Raw genomic sequence first — 16,072 nt, 5'->3', positions numbered from 1 at the left:
TTGACCTGAGCGCCGCTTCGCGCCAGAGTGGGAAAAAAGAAAGGAGGCCAGACCCATGGGAGGAGAGGCCGCACCCGCCACACCATCGCCCGAACCTGTGCTTGAGCCAGAGCGCAAGACGCTCAGCTCGTCCGAGATAACCGCCGTGGCGCATCTGTACCGGGGCGAGGTGTACCGCAGCACAATCTGGCGCACCCGGCTGGACACCACGACAAACTGGGCAGTCGTGACGCTGGGCGTGGCGTTGTCGATCAGCTTTGCCTCGCCGGATTCATCACCTTTGCCGCTGGTGCTGGTGGGGGTGCTGATTCTGCTGTTCCTGATGCTGGAGGCGCGGCGCTATCGCTACTTCAACGTCTGGCGAGCGCGCTGCCGCTGGATGGAGAAACACTTTTACGCCCCGATGCTGGACGACGGCGACCTGCATCTGGAGGACAACTGGCAAAAGACATTGGCGCAGGACTATCTTGCCCCCACCTATCACGTCAGCATGATGACCTCTGTCGGGCGACGACTGCGGTCGAACTATCTTTGGATTCTGCTGATCCAGTCGATGGCCTTTGCGGGCAAATTGGCGGTGCATCCAACGGCCGTTGTCAGTTGGGACGATGCCATGTCACGCGCCGATGTCGGCCCGGTGCCGGGTGAGGTGCTGGTTGTCGCCGGTGTGCTGTATGTCGGTGCGGCCGCCAGTATGGCGCTTTGGTCGTGGCGGGCAGATGTGCAACGGGGACGCCAGCGTGGCAGCGTCAAATCCTATTCCATGGGCTAGGCCCCCCACGCGCCGCAGAAAGGCGCCTTTTTCGGCACGCGGGGGAATCTGACAGGGGGATGCCCCGTCAGACAGGGACCGCGCCGAACAGCCGGGCAAGGCCACGGCGCGGACGCGGGGTTTCCCGTTCGGGCCGGAACATCGCATGCGCCGCCTCGGACCGCATCCGGCGGCCACGCGCCATGTAATAGGCGGTATCGATAGAACCATCTGGGCGGGTGCGCAGGGTCTGGGTGTCGCGGGTCATGTCGGTCACTCCGGTTGGGGTTTCGATGGGATCACCATGCCACCTTGGTGTTTGCCTCGCTTGAAGACGGTCTTGTCATTGTCTTGCGAAACCCTTGTCTTTGCGGGTTTCATCGCGAAACCGCTTTGCGAAACGGCACGCGCACGCGACACTGAGACCATGATCCTGCGATTTGCCTCATGCTCTGTTGACCTTGACCGGCGGACGTTGGTGCGCCGTGGCAATGAGGTGCATGTGGAACCGCAGGTCTTTGACCTGATCGCCTTCATGGCGCAATCCGGTGGCACGGTCGTGTCCAAGGACAAGCTGGTCGAGGTGGTGTGGAAGGGTCTCGCCGTCTCGGACGCGACAATCAGTGCGCGGATCAGCGCCGCACGCGCCGCTTTGGGCGATACTGGTAAGGAACAGTCCGTATTACGCACGATCCCCCGGCGCGGCTTTGCCTTTGTTGCACAACTGAAAGGAGACACGCCCCCTGCCCCGCTACTGCCGCCTGCTGAGGTGTCCTATGCGCTGTCGTTGGACGGCACGGCGATTGCATGGACAGCCCAAGGCACCGGCCCGCCCTTGGTGCGGATCGGCCATTGGCTGTCCCATCTGGAGATGGATTCTCACAGCGCAATCTGGGGCCCGCTGATTGCGCGTCTTGGTCTGGGCCGGCGGTTGATCCGCTACGATCTGCGCGGCACCGGCCTGTCGGAACGCGACGCAGCCCTGACCGGGATCGACGTCTTTGCAGAGGATCTGGCCGCCGTCGCCAATGCCGCCGGGCTGGACCAGTTCGATCTGTTTGCCGCCTCGCAGGCCGCCCCGGTCGCCATCCGCTTTGCCGCCCGCTGGCCGGACCGTGTGCGGCGGCTGGTGGTTGTTGGGGGATATGTCGAGGGCCGGGTCCACCGGGCGGCCAACGCAGAGGATCTGGATGAGGAAACCATGCTGGCGATGATCCGCGCCGGTTGGGGAAAGGCGGAAAGTCCTTTTATGCAGGCATTCGCCACGCTGTTTGCCCCCGACGCGACCCCGGAACAGCGCGCCGAACTGGTGGAAATGCAGCTATCAACCGCCAGCCCGGACTGCGCCGTCGCCCTGCGCAAAGTGATTGACCGCTTTGACGTCCGTCACGATCTGGCAGAGGTCCGAATCCCTGCACTGATTTTTCACGCGACAGGCGACGCCATCCATCCGTTGAGCCAAGGGCAAAAACTGGCGGCGCATTTGCCGGGGGCGCAATTTGTCCGTCTGGACAGCCGCAGCCACATGTTACTGCCGCAGGAACCGGCATGGGCTGCCACGATGGACCGCACGGACGCCTTTCTGTCCGCGTGAGCACGGGCCACATTGAACTTTGCGGCTGTCCTGCCTAATGGAAGGCATGACCGAGATCCAGCATGACCGCCTCCTTATCATCGACTTTGGCAGCCAGGTAACGCAGCTGATTGCGCGCCGCCTGCGTGAGCTGAATGTCTATTGTGAAATCCACCCTTACCAGAACGTCACCGACGATTTTCTGAGCGATTTCGCTCCGAAGGCGGTGATCTTCTCGGGCGGGCCCGATTCGGTAACGCGAGAGGGCAGTCCGCGCCCGCCGCGCACCGTCTATGATCTGGGCGTACCGATTCTGGGCATCTGCTATGGCCAGCAGGTCATGATGCAGGATTTGGGCGGCAAGGTTGTCGCCGGTGAGGGCACGTCCGAGTTTGGACGCGCCTATGTGCAGCCCGCCGATCAACGTCTGGACATGCTGACCGGCTGGTTCATGGACGGCACCGGGCGCGAGCAGGTCTGGATGAGCCACGGCGACCACGTCTCGGAAATCGCACCGGGGTTTGAGGTGTTCGGCACCTCGCCGGGTGCGCCCTTTGCCATCACGGGCGATCCCGCGCGTCAGTTCTACGCAGTACAGTTCCACCCGGAGGTGCATCACACCCCCAACGGTGCCACGCTATATGAGAACTTTGTGCGTGCCGCAGGCTTCAAGGGCGACTGGACCATGAACGCCTACCGCGAAGAAGCGGTGCAAAAGATCCGCGAACAGGTGGGCGATGCGAAAGTCATCTGCGCACTCTCCGGCGGGGTCGATTCCTCGGTCGCCGCCGCACTGATTCATGAGGCCGTTGGCGATCAACTGACCTGCGTCTTTGTCGATCACGGGTTGCTGCGCCTGAACGAGGCAGAAGAAGTCGTGGGTATGTTCCGCGACCACATGAACCTGCATGTTATCCACGCCGAGGAACAGGAACTGTTCCTCGGCGAATTGGATGGCGTGTCCGACCCCGAGACCAAGCGCAAGATCATCGGCAAGCTGTTTATTGACGTGTTCCAGAAATACGCCGACGGGATTGAGGGCGCGCGTTTCCTTGCTCAAGGGACATTGTACCCGGATGTGATCGAGTCGGTGTCGTTTAGCGGTGGGCCTTCGGTGACGATCAAATCGCACCACAACGTCGGCGGCTTGCCGGAAAAGATGGGGCTGACACTGGTCGAACCGCTGCGCGAGTTGTTCAAGGATGAGGTGCGCGCGCTGGGGCATGAGTTGGGCTTGCCTGCCAGTTTCATCGGCCGTCACCCCTTCCCCGGACCGGGTCTTGCGATCCGCTGCCCCGGAGAGATCACCCGCGAAAAGCTGGAGATCCTGCGCAAGGCAGATGCGGTCTATATCGACCAGATCCGCAAACACGGGCTGTATGACGACATTTGGCAGGCCTTTGTGGCCATCCTGCCGGTGCGCACCGTGGGTGTGATGGGCGACGGTCGCACCTATGACTTTGCCTGCGCCCTGCGCGCGGTGACATCGGTCGACGGCATGACAGCGGACTACTACCCGTTCAGCCATGAATTCCTCGGTGAAACTGCGACCCGCATCATCAACGAGGTCAAGGGCATCAACCGCGTCACCTATGACGTGACCTCCAAACCCCCCGGCACGATTGAATGGGAATAAGGCGCGGCCTGTTCTGGGGTCTTCGGGCACTTGGCTATTACACGGCGTTTTGTCTGGCCTTGGTGATTGGGTCCAGTCTGCTGACGCGGGACTGTTGGGTCGTCGCTCAAACCTATGACATTGGCGTCATTCTGGGCGGCGGCAGAGAGGGCGAAGCCCATGTTCTGGAACATGAGACAGGTCGGATACATACCGGCGTGTTCCTCTACACCCAAGGTATCGTCCCACAACTGCACCTTACCGGCGGTGGTGATCCGCGCACCCACAAGAGCAGCGCAATTGGCATGGCTGAGATTGCCCGCGCCAAGGGCATCCCGGACACTGCGATGACGTTAGAGACGCGCTCTTTGTCGACCTTGCAGAACGTGCTGTTCTCCCGGCCTGACCTGCCACAGGACGCACGCCTGTTGCTGGTCACTGAACCCTATCACGCATGGCGCGCTTCGGCGTCGTTTGTCTGGGGCGGGCGGCCCGGTGATGTCTGCGCTAGCCAGAGACCGGGCCGCGACCCCGGATCGAAGGCCGGTGTCATCTTGCGCGAAACCGCGTCATGGGCCGTCAATATTCCGCGTGCCGCGATCTGGTCTTTGGCGACTGTGTTTGGCTTAAATGACAGGCTGCCGACGGCGTTTTTGACTTGACCCAATGCGCGCGCCACAGGAATGCACTTGCGACTCCCCTCATGACAATCATGATCATTATGAATTTGCTCTCTTCTTCCGCTTGTGAAACACGCGGGCAACGACCTCCGGAAAGGCCACAGACATGACCGACGCACTCACCCGAGCCCTATCCCAGCGCGACTGGCTGTTGGCGGACGGGGCCACAGGCACCAATCTGTTCAACATGGGCCTGCAATCCGGGGATGCACCGGAATTCTGGAACGAAGACGAACCGGACAAGATCCGCGCGCTGTATCGCGGCGCGGTCGACGCGGGGTCGGACCTGTTCCTGACCAACTCCTTTGGGGCCAATGCCTCACGCCTGAAATTGCACGACGCCGGGCACCGCGCCTATGAGCTGTCCAAGCTGGCCGCCGAACTGGGCCGTGAAATTGCCGACGCCTCGGGGCGTGAGGTGATCGTGGCCGGGTCTGTCGGTCCCACGGGTGAAATCATGGGCGCGGCAGGATCGCTTAGCCATGAACGCGCGGTCGAAATGTTCGAAGAAACCGCCAACGGCCTGAAAGACGGTGGCGCGGATGTCCTTTGGGTCGAAACGATTTCAGCCCCCGAAGAATACATGGCCGCCGCCGAAGCCTTTGCCAACGCCGGAATGCCGTGGTGCGGCACCATGAGTTTCGACACCGCCGGGCGCACCATGATGGGCATGACGTCGGCCGGAATGGTCAAGATGGTCGAGGAGTTGCCAAACCCACCAATCGGGTTTGGCGCGAACTGCGGCGTCGGCGCATCAGACCTGTTGCGGACGGTCTTGGGTTTTGTCGCGCAAGGCACTGAACGGCCGATCATCGCCAAGGGCAACGCCGGCATCCCGAAATACCACGAGGGGCACATCCACTATGACGGCACGCCCGCACTGATGGCTGAATACGCGCTGATGGCGCGCAACTCTGGCGCGCGGATCATCGGCGGCTGCTGTGGCACCATGCCCAATCACCTCAGCGCGATGCGCGCGGCTCTGGAAACCCATGAGCCGGGACCGCGCCCGACGCTGGAACAGATCACCGAAACGCTTGGCGGGTTTTCCTCCGAGAGCGACGGCACCGACGGCGAAGGCCCCACCCGCGAGCGCAAGAACAAGCGTCGGCGGACCTCGTGACGCGCCTCCCCGCGTGAGATGCGGGGGGACAAGCGCACGCCAATTTCCTGAAAGAACCGGCGCGGTGATCGCGCCGGACCTGACACGCTGACTTTGGAACCCACAAAACGGCCCCATATGACCCTGACCTCGCAAATCGAATGGCACCACCCAGATCCCGGCCTAGAACAGGTCGAGCTGGTCGCCTTTTTGCGGCGGCGGGCAGAACAGGTCACGGCGCAGGGGCGGCTGATCGCGGTCCAGCCCCAGACGCCGCGCGGCACGTTTGAACCGGGCCGCCAGCAGATCGGCATACGGCCCCTCGCCGCGCATCCGCGCGAACCACTTGGAGGAATAGACCTCTCCGCCGTGCATGTCGCGCAGGTGGTTCATGATGCGTGCCGCGCGGTCCGGGTAATGCGTCTCCAGCCAGTTCTGCCACAGCTCCGCCACCTCCAGCGGAAGGCGCAGCATGATCCAGCTGGCAGAGGTCGCCCCGGCCTCGGCGCCCGCTGTCAGGATCGTCTCCAGTTCCGGGTCGGTCAGTGCCGGCACCATGGGCGAGGCCATGATGCGCACCGGCACCCCGGCATCAACCAGCCTGCGGATCACCTGCAAACGGCGCTTTGGCCCCGGCGCGCGCGGTTCCATGCGGCGCGACAGAGCCTCATCCAACGTGGTGACGGAAATCCCGACGCGCGCAAGGCCCTGAGCCGCCATATCGGACAGAATATCAATATCGCGTTCGATCAGCGCGCCCTTGGTCACGATGGCAACCGGGTGGCGGAAATCGCGCAGCACCTCCAGACAGGCGCGCATGATGCCACGATCCCGTTCGATCGGCTGGTAGGGATCGGTGTTGGTGCCGATGGCCAGCGGCGCGACGCTGTATTTCCTCGCCCGCAGTTCCCGCGCCAAGACCTGCGGCGCTGTGGGCCGTGCCACCAGCCGTGTCTCAAAATCCAGACCCGGCGACAGGCCCAGCCAGGCATGTGTCGGGCGGGCGAAACAATAGATGCACCCGTGCTCACACCCGCGATACGGATTGAGCGATCGGTCAAAGGGCAGATCCGGCGAGCGGACGTAGCTGATGACAGAGCGCGGCACCTCATCGCTGACCTCGGTGCGGAACACTGTGCCTTCTTCAGGCATGTCCCACCCGTCGTGAACATCCTCCCGCCGCAAGCGTTCATAGCGGCCACACTCACGGCTGAGTGCGGCCCGGCCACGGGCCAAGGCGGGGTCGACAGGGCGGTTGGGCAAGGACATGCCCGAAACATAGAACGTACCAAGAACATCCGCAAGTTAAGTCGCCGTCGGGCACGCAAGGTCGGTCCTGCTGCGTTCAATGTCGCAATCCACCAATTGAATCTCAACAAAAACGACGAATAGTCGTTGAAACGACGGCATGTTCCGACATGTCAAAGCAAGGGAATCACGTCATGTCCGACGAAGAAGACGACATCATCCTTTCTGAACTGGACGATGAGGAACTGGTCCAACAGATGTTCGACGACCTCTACGATGGTCTCAGAGAAGAGATCATGGAAGCGGTCAACATCCTGCTGGAGCGCGGCTGGGCACCCTACCGCGTCCTGACAGAGGCGCTTGTCGGGGGCATGACCATCGTCGGCAATGATTTCCGCGACGGTATTCTCTTTGTCCCCGAGGTGCTGCTGGCCGCCAACGCGATGAAGGGCGGCATGTCCATCCTCAAGCCGCTGCTGGCCGAAACCGGCGCGCCGCGCATGGGGTCAATGGTGATCGGCACCGTAAAGGGCGACATCCACGATATTGGCAAGAACCTTGTGGCCATGATGATGGAGGGCGCGGGTTTTGAGGTTGTCGATCTCGGCATCAACAACGCTGTCGACGCCTATCTTGGCGCGATGGCAGAGCATAAGCCGGACATCCTTGGCATGTCGGCACTGCTGACCACCACCATGCCTTACATGAAGGTCGTCATCGACACGATGAAGGAACAGGGCATCCGCGACGATTACATCGTGCTGGTGGGTGGCGCGCCGCTGAATGAGGAATTCGGCAAGGCCATCGGTGCGGACGCCTATTGCCGCGACGCGGCCGTTGCCGTGGAAACAGCCAAGAAGTTCATCGCGCGCAAGCACAACCAGATGGCGGCGGGCTAAAGCCCCCTGCCCCTCCGCCGCTTTCCTTTGGCATTCCCCGGGGCTAATCTGGTCACCGGGGGGACAATCCCATGAAACTCGAAACTCTTGTGCTGATTTTGGTCTGCGTGATTGCGGGCATGGTTGCGACCTTTTGGCTGACCGCGATGCTGCTGGCGGCGTTTCAGGTGCCATTTGCCGCGCTTGCCCTACTGCCCGCCGCACTGGTGGGGTATATCCTGTACCGTGTCATCGCCGAACGCGTCGGCAATGCCGAAGAAGACCATTATGACGGGATGAACCACTGATGCTGATCGTGACCACCGAAACCGTTGCTGGCCGACCCGTGACCGAATCCCTTGGTCTTGTGCGCGGCGCGACTGTGCGCGCCAAACATGTTGGCACCGATATTGTCGCGGCGCTGAAATCCCTCGTTGGCGGCGAGTTGTCGGGCTATTCCTCGCTGATGGCGGGGGCGCGTGAACAGGCGCTGGACCGGATGATGGCAGAGGCGCAGGCCCTTGGGGCCGATGCAATTGTCTGTATGCGGGTCCAAACCTCGACGATTGCCAGAGGCGCGTCAGAGATAGTCGCCTATGGCACCGCTGTGCGGCTGGCCCCGGAACAGGCGCGGAATTCCGCCTGACCTTGCGTCAGAACGAGATAAGCGCTCGATCACGATGATGCAAAAGGGCTTTTTCTTTTTCCACCTTTGGCCCATATTAAAAGGTACGGAAGGAGACCCCGATGCCCGTGACGTCCTTTGCCCTGCTCGTGTGTGCCGTTTTTCTAGCGGCGGCTGTAACGGTCTGGGCCATGTCTTTCTTCGGGGTTCTGACAGTCATTCCCGTACTGCTCGCGGTCGCCCTCTTGGCCCGTTGGGCGATGGCACATGTGCCGCATGACGATACCCGAACCTGAACACCTCTCCGGTGCCGATTTGACCGCACAGGGCCTGCGCCCTGCCGGTCAGGGACGCGTGCTGTTGCTGGCCTGCGGTGCCCTGGCGCGTGAGATTCTGGCCCTTGTGCGCCTAAACGGTTGGGATCACATGGATCTCGCCTGTCTGCCCGCGATCCTGCACAATCACCCGGAAAAGATTACCGATGCCGTGCGCGCGGCGGTCGATACGCATCGTGCCGACTACGCGCGGATCTGCGTCGTCTATGCCGACTGCGGCACCGGCGGGCTGTTGCAGGCCGCCTGTGACGAAATGGGCATTGAGATGGTGCCGGGGCCGCATTGCTACGCGTTCTTCGACGGGCTGGCCGAGTTCGAATCGCGCGGTGAGGTCACGTCATTCTATCTGACCGACTTTCTCAGCCGTCAGTTTGACGCGTTTGTGTGGCGGCCCCTTGGCCTCGACCGCCATCCGCAACTGCTTGAAATGTATTTCGGCAACTATGAAAAGCTGGTCTATCTGGCGCAAACCGATGACCCGGATCTGACAGCACGGGCCGAAGCACAGGCCGCGCGACTGGGACTGGCGTTTGAACGGCGGTTTACCGGCTATGGCGATCTGGCGCGCGTGCTGGAAGGCTGGGCGCATCAGGGCGCACCGGGAACAGGGGCTCTGCAAAGCCTCTAAAGGGTTTGCAACCGCGTTGACGCTAGTCGATGAGCGTTTCGGCCAACACTACGGACACCGGCACTAACGCAATCGTGTCGCTGCGGTCCTGCAATCCCCAAAGCACAAGCGCCGAGATCGTATCAGCGCGCAGACGCCCCATCATCACCACACCGTCCTCTTGCCGCGCCCGAAACGCGGCCTGATCCAGTGTGCGGCGGATCATAGTGGTATCCTGCCCTTCACCGTCAAAGTCCCGGAACAGGGTGACAGAGGGCACACCGTCCTTGAGCGCCAGTTTCTGCGCCGTGTTCAACCCCTTGGGTTGCGCGATCAGACCGTGACCGCTGTCCCTTAGAAAGGCCGCCACCTGCGACGACACTTCGCGGCTGTCCTGAAGGCTGCCGTCAGGATCTTCCAGGACGGCAACCGCTTCGGGGATGGCGCGGATCAGCCCCTCCATCGTCACCTCGACGTCGGCGGCCTGTGCCCCTTCGGGCATGTCGCCCAGCACCAGCACCTCGAACCCAAGATCGCGATACCCTTGTGCCGCTGCCACCGCATCGGGATGGCCGGGCGAGATGGCAAAGCTGACGGGAAAGGGGAACGCCTTAAGACCCGACGGCCCCAACGGCCCGCTGCCGTCATCCACCAGCACCACCGCCATGCGCGGCACGCCGTCGGGCACGGTCACCGCGGCCGAGAACCGTACCAAGGGGCTGTCTTCGGACAGAACCGCCAGCGCACCAGAGGGGGCTGTCAGCGCCTGATCCGGATCGGCTTCCGGGTCGACGACGGGAGCGACATCCGGCGTGCGATCAAACAGGGACGTTGCGGGTTTGCCGATGACCGGGCCGCCGGGAGCCGGTGCTGGCGCCGGGGTTGCAACCTCTGGCTCTGGCGCGGGGGCGACCGGTTCAGGGGCCGGTTCAGGCGTGGGCGCGACCGGGTCAGGTTCGCGAGCAAAGGGGATATCGGGCGAGTCCGGCATGGGGGCAGGATCAACACTTTCGGGGATCAGAGCACGATCAACATCCGGCACCACCGGGGCTGGGGGCTGTGCCGGGCCGGTGACGATGACCGGCTGCGCCTCGGGACGCGGCGCGCCGGGGGCTGCTCCCTGCACGGGGGGCAGAACCGGCCTGTCCTGTCCTGCCAGCCGCGGCGCATCCGACACATCGGGTGCGGCACTTTCGGGCGCGTCGGGCGCAAGGCCCACCTGCGGCGGCACCGGCGGCGCGGTATCGGCCCCGGCAATCACCGGGTCGGCAGGCGCGGGCGCCGTGCCTGCGGGCACCAGCGGACGGTCCACCCCGGTTTCCGGTTGCGGCCGAACACCGGGTTTGGACAGGTCGGGCTTGGCCGCCGGATCACTCTCGGGCGTTTCCACCACGCGCGGCTTTGACGGGTCGGGAGTCTCTGGCTCTGGCTCTGGTTCTGGTTCTGGCTCTGGTACTTCGGGTTCTGGCGTCACAGGTTCCGGCGCGGCAATTTCAGGCTGCGGATCTGGTCCATCCGCCAAAAGGCTGCTGTCCACATTGCTCACAGGCGGCGGCACCAGTGCGCCCTGCTCTGGCAGTGGCGTGTTCAGCGAAATCGCCGCCAGACCCGCCCCAGAGAACACCACACCCCAAATTGCCCCAGACAGAATTCCGCGTGCCATGCTGCTCTCTCCGACTTCTCAAGCACCTGTTCCGGTGCCTTTGTCCTGTAGTCTTGCACCCTTGCCGGGCTTGACGCCACCATTACGGCCTGTGCATGTATACCGCGACGTGGCCATGGGCCGCTAGCCCCCGTTCGCGTCCCCGCGCAATACCCCTGAAACCAGACCCAGCTGACGAAGGCCCGGCCATGCTGCTCCTGATCGATAACTACGACAGTTTCACCTATAATCTCGTCCATTATCTGGGCGAACAGGGGGCTGATGTACAGGTCTGGCGCAACGACGCGTTAAATGTGCAAGAGGCAATGGCGCTGAACCCGGCGGGTATCGTCCTGTCCCCCGGCCCCGGCACGCCGGACCAGTCGGGCATCTGCCTTGCGCTGACAGAGGCCGCCGCAGAGACGGGCACGCCGCTGTTGGGCGTGTGCCTTGGCCATCAGACCATCGGTCAAACCTTTGGCGGGACTGTTGTGCGCCATGATGAGATCGTGCACGGCAAGATGGGCTCAATGCACCACCACGGGGAAAGCGTGTTCAAAGGCTTGCCCTCACCGATCAAGGCAACCCGCTATCACAGCCTCGTGGTGCGCCGTTCAGACCTGCCCGAGACATTAAAAGTCACGGCAGAGCTGGAGGACGGCACCATCATGGGCCTGATGCACCGCGACCTGCCGATCCACGGCGTGCAATTCCATCCGGAATCCATCGCCTCCGAACATGGGCATGCCATGTTGCAGAACTTTCTCGACGTCCTGAAGGTGCCGGCATGAGCGATGACCTGCGCCCCCTGATCGGCACCAGCGCCGACCGCCCACTGACCCGCGCCGAGGCGGAAAAAGCCTTTGGCATCCTGTTTGCTGGTCAGGCCACCCCGGCCCAGATCGGCGGTCTGCTGATGGCCCTGCGCACGCGCGGCGAGACGGTGGATGAATACGCCGCCGCCGCTGCCGTCATGCGCGCCAAATGCAACAAGGTCGCGGCCCCTGCCGGCGCGATGGACATCGTCGGCACCGGCGGCGACGGCAAGGGCACGCTGAACATCTCGACCGCCACGGCCTTTGTGGTGGCCGGTGCGGGCGTGACCGTGGCCAAGCATGGCAACCGCAACCTGTCGTCGAAATCCGGTGCTGCGGATGCGCTGGGTCAGATGGGGATTGAGGTCATGCTTTCTGCCGACAAGGTGGAAAAGGCGCTGGCCGAGGTCGGCATCTGTTTCATGATGGCCCCCATGCACCACCCCGCCATGGCCCATGTCGGTCCGGTCCGGGCCGAATTGGGCACCCGCACGATCTTTAACATCCTCGGGCCGCTCACCAACCCGGCGGGCGTCAAACGCCAGTTGACCGGCGCGTTTACCCGCGAACTCATCCGCCCGATGGCAGAGATTCTGGGCAAGCTGGGGTCGGAACGGGCATGGCTGGTCCACGGCTCTGACGGCACCGATGAGTTGACCATCACCGGCGTTAGCTGGATCGCCGCGCTGGAAGAGGATGGCAGCATCCACGAGGCGGAACTGCACCCCGAGGACGCAGGTCTGCCCGTGCATCCGTTTGAGGACATCATCGGTGGCTCACCCGAGGAGAACGCCAAGGCCATGCGCGCGCTGCTGGACGGGGCGCATTCGGCCTATCGCGATGCGGTACTGTTGAATGCGGCCGCAGCGCTGGTGATCGCAGGTCAGGCCACAGACTTGCGCGACGGTGTGGAACGGGCGGTTGAAAGCATCGACAGCGGCGCGGCGCTGGCCAAGGTGCAGGCGCTGGCCAAGGCGACACAGGCGGCGTGAGCGTCACGCCCCCGACACCGCCCAAAAACTGGCAGCACCTGCTGTTCTTCGCGCAGGAGCTGCCCCGCATCGCGGCGCATCTTGCCCAAAGCGACGCGCCGGTGCTGCCGCCTGCCCCGCAGATCTTTGCCGCGCTGGAGGCCTGTCCACCGCAGGCCACCCGCGTGGTGATCCTTGGACAGGATCCTTATCCGACGCCGGGCCATGCGCATGGACTGGCCTTTTCGGTAGAACCAGACGTGCGTCCCCTGCCCCGCTCCCTGACCAATATCTACAAGGAAATGCAGGAGGATCTGGGGGCCATACCGCCCAACGGCGACCTTCGGTTCTGGGCCGAACAGGGCGTGCTGCTGCTCAACACCGCGCTGACGGTGGAGGCGGGCAAGGCGGGGGCGCACGCCAAACTCGGCTGGTCCAGTCTGACCGAACAGGTGCTGGCCGCGCTGTCGAACCAACCGCGCGCCTTCCTGCTTTGGGGGGCGCATGCGCAGGGCTTTGCCAAACACATCGCGGGACCGGACCACCTGATCCTGACCAGTCCGCATCCGTCGCCGCTGTCAGCCCGGCGCGGCTTTTTCGGCTCGCGGCCCTTTTCGCGCATCAACGACTGGCTTAAAGACGGTGGCCAGACGCCGATCAACTGGACGACGCCAGAAAGACCTGCCCCATGACCACAACCATCCTCGACAAAATCAAAGCCTACAAGCTGGACGAAGTGGCCGCCGACAAAGCCGCCAAACCCCTGTCAGAGGTTGAGGACGCAGCCCGCGCCGCGCCGCCCGTACGACCCTTTGCCGGGGCGCTGATGGCGGCATCGGAAAAGGGCTATGGCCTGATCGCCGAGATCAAGAAGGCCTCTCCGTCCAAGGGGCTGATCCGCGCCGATTTCGATCCCGCGACACTGGCCCGCGCTTATGAGGCCGGTGGGGCCACCTGCCTGTCAGTGCTGACCGATACGCCGTCTTTTCAGGGCGCGAAACCGTTCCTGACCGCCGCCCGCGCGGCCTGTGCCCTGCCCGCCCTGCGCAAGGATTTCATGTACGACACCTATCAGGTGGCCGAGGCGCGCGCCCTTGGCGCGGACTGCATCCTGATCATCATGGCCTCAGTGTCGGATGCGCAGGCCGCAGAACTGGAGGCCGCCGCGCAAAGCTGGGGTATGGATGCGCTGATAGAGGTGCATGACGGGGCCGAACTGGATCGCGCGCTGACGCTGAACAGCCCTCTGATCGGCGTGAACAACCGCAACCTCAAGACCTTTGAGACCACGCTGGACACCACGCGCGATCTGTCGAAACGCATCCCCGAAGATCGCTATCTGATCTCCGAGTCCGGTCTGAACACACCCGCCGATCTGGCTGACATGGCCGCCCACGGCGCCCGCGCCTTTTTGATTGGTGAAAGCCTGATGCGACAGACCGATGTGGCCGAGGCAACCCGTACCCTGCTGGCCAACCCGGTGCCAGCATGAGCGGGCTGACCCATTTCGATGCGCAGGGCAACGCGCATATGGTCGATGTCTCAGACAAGCCGGTGACCGACCGCATCGCCACCGCCGAGGGTCAAGTGAAAATGGCGCCTGAGACCTTTGCCCTGATCACCGAGGGCCGCGCCAAAAAGGGTGACGTGATCGGCGTGGCACGCCTTGCCGGGATTATGGGTGCGAAAAAGACGCCCGAGCTGATCCCGCTCTGCCACCCGCTGCCCATCACAAAAGTCACCGTAGACCTGACGCCAGATCCCGACCTGCCCGGCCTGCGCATCACTGCAACGGTCAAGACTTCCGGCCAAACCGGGGTCGAGATGGAAGCACTGACCGCCGTCTCGACCGCCGCGCTGACCGTCTATGACATGGTCAAGGCCGTGGACAAGGCGATGGAGATTGGCGGCATCCGCGTGCTACTGAAAGACGGCGGCAAATCCGGACGTTTTGAGGCGACATGATCACCGTCACCCAGGCCCTAGACCACCTCTTTGCCCTTGCCACACCGCTGCCTGTGGAAACCGTACCGCTGGTTCAGGCTGCGGGCCGCGTGTTGGCGCGTCCCGTCACCGCGCGGCGAGATCAGCCTCCCTTTGCCGCCTCTGCGATGGATGGCTACGCCGTGACTGAGGCCGCGCCGGGGCAACGGTTCACCGTGATTGGGGAAAGTGCGGCGGGCAAGCGTTTTGACGGCTCCGTTGGCACGGGTCAGGCAGTGCGCATTTTTACCGGCGCGCCGGTGCCGCAGGGCGCGGCCCGCATCATCATTCAGGAAGATGTCACCCGCGACGGCGACACCATCACCCTGAACACCGATCTGGACAAAAACCCCTACATCCGCCCCGCCGGCACCGATTTCCGCATCGGCCAGACGGTCGATGCCCCCAAACGCCTCTCCCCGCAGGACGTGGCGCTGTTGGCGGCGATGAACATTGCCGAGGTGCCCGTCGCCCGCAAACCGAGGGTAGCGTTGATTTCCACCGGCAATGAACTGGTCATGCCCGGCGACACGCCCGGCCCCGATCAGATCATTGCCTCAAATACCTTTGGGCTACACGCGCTGTTGCGCGACCTTGGGGCAGAGGCGCGCATCCTGCCGATTGCGCGCGATACGAATGCCTCTCTCATCCACGGTTTTTCGCTGGTCGAAGATGCGGATCTTGTGATCACCATCGGCGGCGCCTCCGTCGGCGATCATGATCTTGTGGCGCAGGTGGCAGCCGAACTGGGCATGGAACGCGCCTTTCACAAGGTCGCCATGCGTCCGGGCAAACCGCTGATGTCGGGGCGTCTGAACGATGCCATGATGATCGGCCTGCCCGGCAATCCGGTGTCCGCGATGGTCTGTGGCCATGTCTTTGTGGCCCCGGTGATCCGCGCCATGTTGGGCCTTGGTGCGACACCTGCTCCGCACCACCGCGCTGAACTGGCCGCGCCGCTGACGCCGAACGGACCACGCGAACACTACATGCGTGCGATTGTTTCAGAGGCGGGCATCGCCGCCCTCGACCGTCAGGACTCCAGCCTGTTGAGCGTGCTGGGCCGTGCGAATGCGCTGCTGATCCGCCCTATGGGCGACGGCGCGCGTGCAGTCGGAGAGATCGTCTCATATCTGCCGCTGTGACCGCCGCGGGCAATGCCAGCGTTTGAAGCACCGCGAACGTGCGCAGCGCCAGCATTGCAAACAGCGATTTGACGCCAAGGCGCTACAAAATAGCGGCGTTTT

19 protein-coding genes are annotated in these 16,072 nt (G+C 63.4%); 16 read left to right on the top strand and 3 right to left on the bottom strand.

The genetic code is table 11. The features are described from left to right. Positions 1-55 precede the first annotated feature (55 nt). Positions 56-772, top strand: coding sequence for a DUF2270 domain-containing protein (locus tag ANTHELSMS3_RS13660; RefSeq protein ID WP_094035350.1), 717 nt, complete (start codon positions 56-58; stop codon positions 770-772). A 67-nt stretch (positions 773-839) separates the two neighbouring features. On the opposite strand, the gene ANTHELSMS3_RS25815 is transcribed toward ANTHELSMS3_RS13660, so the two are convergent. Continuing rightward, on the bottom strand, positions 840-1,019 hold the full coding sequence (locus tag ANTHELSMS3_RS25815; protein WP_198319813.1) for a hypothetical protein: 180 nt from the start codon (positions 1,017-1,019) through the stop codon (positions 840-842). A gap of 72 nt (positions 1,020-1,091) precedes the next feature. Between ANTHELSMS3_RS25815 and ANTHELSMS3_RS13655 the strand changes: the two genes are divergently transcribed. From ANTHELSMS3_RS13655 to bmt, 4 genes are all read left to right on the top strand, one after another. Beyond that, positions 1,092-2,345, top strand: coding sequence for an alpha/beta fold hydrolase (locus tag ANTHELSMS3_RS13655; RefSeq protein ID WP_198319812.1), 1,254 nt, complete (start codon positions 1,092-1,094; stop codon positions 2,343-2,345). A gap of 46 nt (positions 2,346-2,391) precedes the next feature. After that, positions 2,392-3,960, top strand: coding sequence for a glutamine-hydrolyzing GMP synthase (gene guaA / locus ANTHELSMS3_RS13650; RefSeq protein ID WP_094037124.1), 1,569 nt, complete (start codon positions 2,392-2,394; stop codon positions 3,958-3,960). After that, entirely contained in the window at positions 3,951-4,601 is a 651-nt protein-coding gene (locus ANTHELSMS3_RS13645) for a YdcF family protein (RefSeq protein WP_094035348.1), read from the top strand. Before guaA ends, ANTHELSMS3_RS13645 begins: the two co-directional genes overlap by 10 nt. 124 nt (positions 4,602-4,725) lie before the next feature. Further along, entirely contained in the window at positions 4,726-5,742 is a 1,017-nt protein-coding gene (bmt, locus tag ANTHELSMS3_RS13640; protein ID WP_094035347.1) for a betaine--homocysteine S-methyltransferase, read from the top strand. Between the two features lie 162 nt (positions 5,743-5,904). Here the strand turns inward: bmt and ANTHELSMS3_RS13635 are convergent, their stop codons facing one another. After that, the gene (locus tag ANTHELSMS3_RS13635) at positions 5,905-6,990 is read right to left on the bottom strand and encodes a PA0069 family radical SAM protein (protein ID WP_094035346.1); all 1,086 of its coding nucleotides are present in this window, start codon (positions 6,988-6,990) and stop codon (positions 5,905-5,907) included. 173 nt (positions 6,991-7,163) lie between these two features. Between ANTHELSMS3_RS13635 and ANTHELSMS3_RS13630 the strand changes: the two genes are divergently transcribed. The 5 genes from ANTHELSMS3_RS13630 to ANTHELSMS3_RS13615 all read left to right on the top strand — a co-directional run bounded on the left by ANTHELSMS3_RS13630 (position 7,164) and on the right by ANTHELSMS3_RS13615 (position 9,435). Beyond that, positions 7,164-7,868 (top strand): corrinoid protein, encoded by a 705-nt coding sequence (locus tag ANTHELSMS3_RS13630; RefSeq protein ID WP_094035345.1) that lies wholly within the window; start codon positions 7,164-7,166, stop codon positions 7,866-7,868. A 71-nt stretch (positions 7,869-7,939) separates the two neighbouring features. Next, a complete protein-coding gene (locus ANTHELSMS3_RS13625) occupies positions 7,940-8,155 on the top strand; it encodes a hypothetical protein (RefSeq protein WP_094035344.1) in 216 nt (71 codons plus the stop codon). Beyond that, entirely contained in the window at positions 8,155-8,493 is a 339-nt protein-coding gene (locus tag ANTHELSMS3_RS13620) for a YbjQ family protein (RefSeq protein ID WP_094035343.1), read from the top strand. Before ANTHELSMS3_RS13625 ends, ANTHELSMS3_RS13620 begins: the two co-directional genes overlap by 1 nt. A gap of 101 nt (positions 8,494-8,594) precedes the next feature. Then, entirely contained in the window at positions 8,595-8,768 is a 174-nt protein-coding gene (locus ANTHELSMS3_RS25810; protein WP_198319811.1) for a hypothetical protein, read from the top strand. Further along, complete coding sequence (locus ANTHELSMS3_RS13615) at positions 8,749-9,435, top strand: DUF1638 domain-containing protein (protein WP_094035342.1); 687 nt, start codon at positions 8,749-8,751, stop codon at positions 9,433-9,435. The genes ANTHELSMS3_RS25810 and ANTHELSMS3_RS13615 overlap by 20 nt, the downstream gene beginning before the upstream one ends. Before the next feature lie 22 nt (positions 9,436-9,457). Here the strand turns inward: ANTHELSMS3_RS13615 and ANTHELSMS3_RS13610 are convergent, their stop codons facing one another. Continuing rightward, entirely contained in the window at positions 9,458-11,077 is a 1,620-nt protein-coding gene (locus ANTHELSMS3_RS13610) for a divergent polysaccharide deacetylase family protein (protein ID WP_094035341.1), read from the bottom strand. Between the two features lie 188 nt (positions 11,078-11,265). Here ANTHELSMS3_RS13610 and ANTHELSMS3_RS13605 point away from each other — a divergent pair, with 188 nt between their 5' ends. Genes ANTHELSMS3_RS13605 through ANTHELSMS3_RS13580 form a run of 6 tightly spaced genes read left to right on the top strand, consistent with a single transcriptional unit; the run spans position 11,266 to position 15,970 of the window. Beyond that, the gene (locus ANTHELSMS3_RS13605) at positions 11,266-11,847 is read left to right on the top strand and encodes an anthranilate synthase component II (RefSeq protein WP_094035340.1); all 582 of its coding nucleotides are present in this window, start codon (positions 11,266-11,268) and stop codon (positions 11,845-11,847) included. After that, a complete protein-coding gene (gene trpD, locus ANTHELSMS3_RS13600; protein ID WP_094035339.1) occupies positions 11,844-12,863 on the top strand; it encodes an anthranilate phosphoribosyltransferase in 1,020 nt (339 codons plus the stop codon). Before ANTHELSMS3_RS13605 ends, trpD begins: the two co-directional genes overlap by 4 nt. Next, positions 12,860-13,534 (top strand): uracil-DNA glycosylase, encoded by a 675-nt coding sequence (locus tag ANTHELSMS3_RS13595; protein WP_094035338.1) that lies wholly within the window; start codon positions 12,860-12,862, stop codon positions 13,532-13,534. The genes trpD and ANTHELSMS3_RS13595 overlap by 4 nt, the downstream gene beginning before the upstream one ends. Continuing rightward, on the top strand, positions 13,531-14,334 hold the full coding sequence (trpC, locus tag ANTHELSMS3_RS13590; protein WP_094035337.1) for an indole-3-glycerol phosphate synthase TrpC: 804 nt from the start codon (positions 13,531-13,533) through the stop codon (positions 14,332-14,334). Before ANTHELSMS3_RS13595 ends, trpC begins: the two co-directional genes overlap by 4 nt. Continuing rightward, on the top strand, positions 14,331-14,807 hold the full coding sequence (moaC, locus tag ANTHELSMS3_RS13585; protein WP_094035336.1) for a cyclic pyranopterin monophosphate synthase MoaC: 477 nt from the start codon (positions 14,331-14,333) through the stop codon (positions 14,805-14,807). The genes trpC and moaC overlap by 4 nt, the downstream gene beginning before the upstream one ends. Continuing rightward, the gene (locus ANTHELSMS3_RS13580) at positions 14,804-15,970 is read left to right on the top strand and encodes a molybdopterin molybdotransferase MoeA (protein ID WP_094035335.1); all 1,167 of its coding nucleotides are present in this window, start codon (positions 14,804-14,806) and stop codon (positions 15,968-15,970) included. The genes moaC and ANTHELSMS3_RS13580 overlap by 4 nt, the downstream gene beginning before the upstream one ends. Positions 15,971-16,072: the final 102 nt, after the last annotated feature.

The sequence above is a fragment of the Antarctobacter heliothermus genome (assembly GCF_002237555.1).
Classification (GTDB): Bacteria; Pseudomonadota; Alphaproteobacteria; order Rhodobacterales; family Rhodobacteraceae; genus Antarctobacter; species Antarctobacter heliothermus_B.
Note: the sequence above shows the minus strand (reverse complement) of the source record. Positions and strands in the feature narration are given on the sequence as shown.

Coding starts and splice junctions, on each gene's coding strand:
- ANTHELSMS3_RS13610 (WP_094035341.1), bottom strand. CDS start 11,077: ATGGCACGCGGAATTCTGTCTGGGGCAATTTGGGGTGTGGTGTTCTCT.
- ANTHELSMS3_RS13625 (WP_094035344.1), top strand. CDS start 7,940: ATGAAACTCGAAACTCTTGTGCTGATTTTGGTCTGCGTGATTGCGGGC.
- trpC (WP_094035337.1), top strand. CDS start 13,531: ATGACCACAACCATCCTCGACAAAATCAAAGCCTACAAGCTGGACGAA.
- ANTHELSMS3_RS13660 (WP_094035350.1), top strand. CDS start 56: ATGGGAGGAGAGGCCGCACCCGCCACACCATCGCCCGAACCTGTGCTT.
- ANTHELSMS3_RS13620 (WP_094035343.1), top strand. CDS start 8,155: ATGCTGATCGTGACCACCGAAACCGTTGCTGGCCGACCCGTGACCGAA.
- ANTHELSMS3_RS13615 (WP_094035342.1), top strand. CDS start 8,749: ATGACGATACCCGAACCTGAACACCTCTCCGGTGCCGATTTGACCGCA.
- ANTHELSMS3_RS13630 (WP_094035345.1), top strand. CDS start 7,164: ATGTCCGACGAAGAAGACGACATCATCCTTTCTGAACTGGACGATGAG.
- ANTHELSMS3_RS13645 (WP_094035348.1), top strand. CDS start 3,951: ATGGGAATAAGGCGCGGCCTGTTCTGGGGTCTTCGGGCACTTGGCTAT.
- trpD (WP_094035339.1), top strand. CDS start 11,844: ATGAGCGATGACCTGCGCCCCCTGATCGGCACCAGCGCCGACCGCCCA.
- ANTHELSMS3_RS13605 (WP_094035340.1), top strand. CDS start 11,266: ATGCTGCTCCTGATCGATAACTACGACAGTTTCACCTATAATCTCGTC.
- ANTHELSMS3_RS25810 (WP_198319811.1), top strand. CDS start 8,595: ATGCCCGTGACGTCCTTTGCCCTGCTCGTGTGTGCCGTTTTTCTAGCG.
- guaA (WP_094037124.1), top strand. CDS start 2,392: ATGACCGAGATCCAGCATGACCGCCTCCTTATCATCGACTTTGGCAGC.
- moaC (WP_094035336.1), top strand. CDS start 14,331: ATGAGCGGGCTGACCCATTTCGATGCGCAGGGCAACGCGCATATGGTC.
- ANTHELSMS3_RS13580 (WP_094035335.1), top strand. CDS start 14,804: ATGATCACCGTCACCCAGGCCCTAGACCACCTCTTTGCCCTTGCCACA.
- bmt (WP_094035347.1), top strand. CDS start 4,726: ATGACCGACGCACTCACCCGAGCCCTATCCCAGCGCGACTGGCTGTTG.
- ANTHELSMS3_RS25815 (WP_198319813.1), bottom strand. CDS start 1,019: ATGACCCGCGACACCCAGACCCTGCGCACCCGCCCAGATGGTTCTATC.
- ANTHELSMS3_RS13635 (WP_094035346.1), bottom strand. CDS start 6,990: ATGTCCTTGCCCAACCGCCCTGTCGACCCCGCCTTGGCCCGTGGCCGG.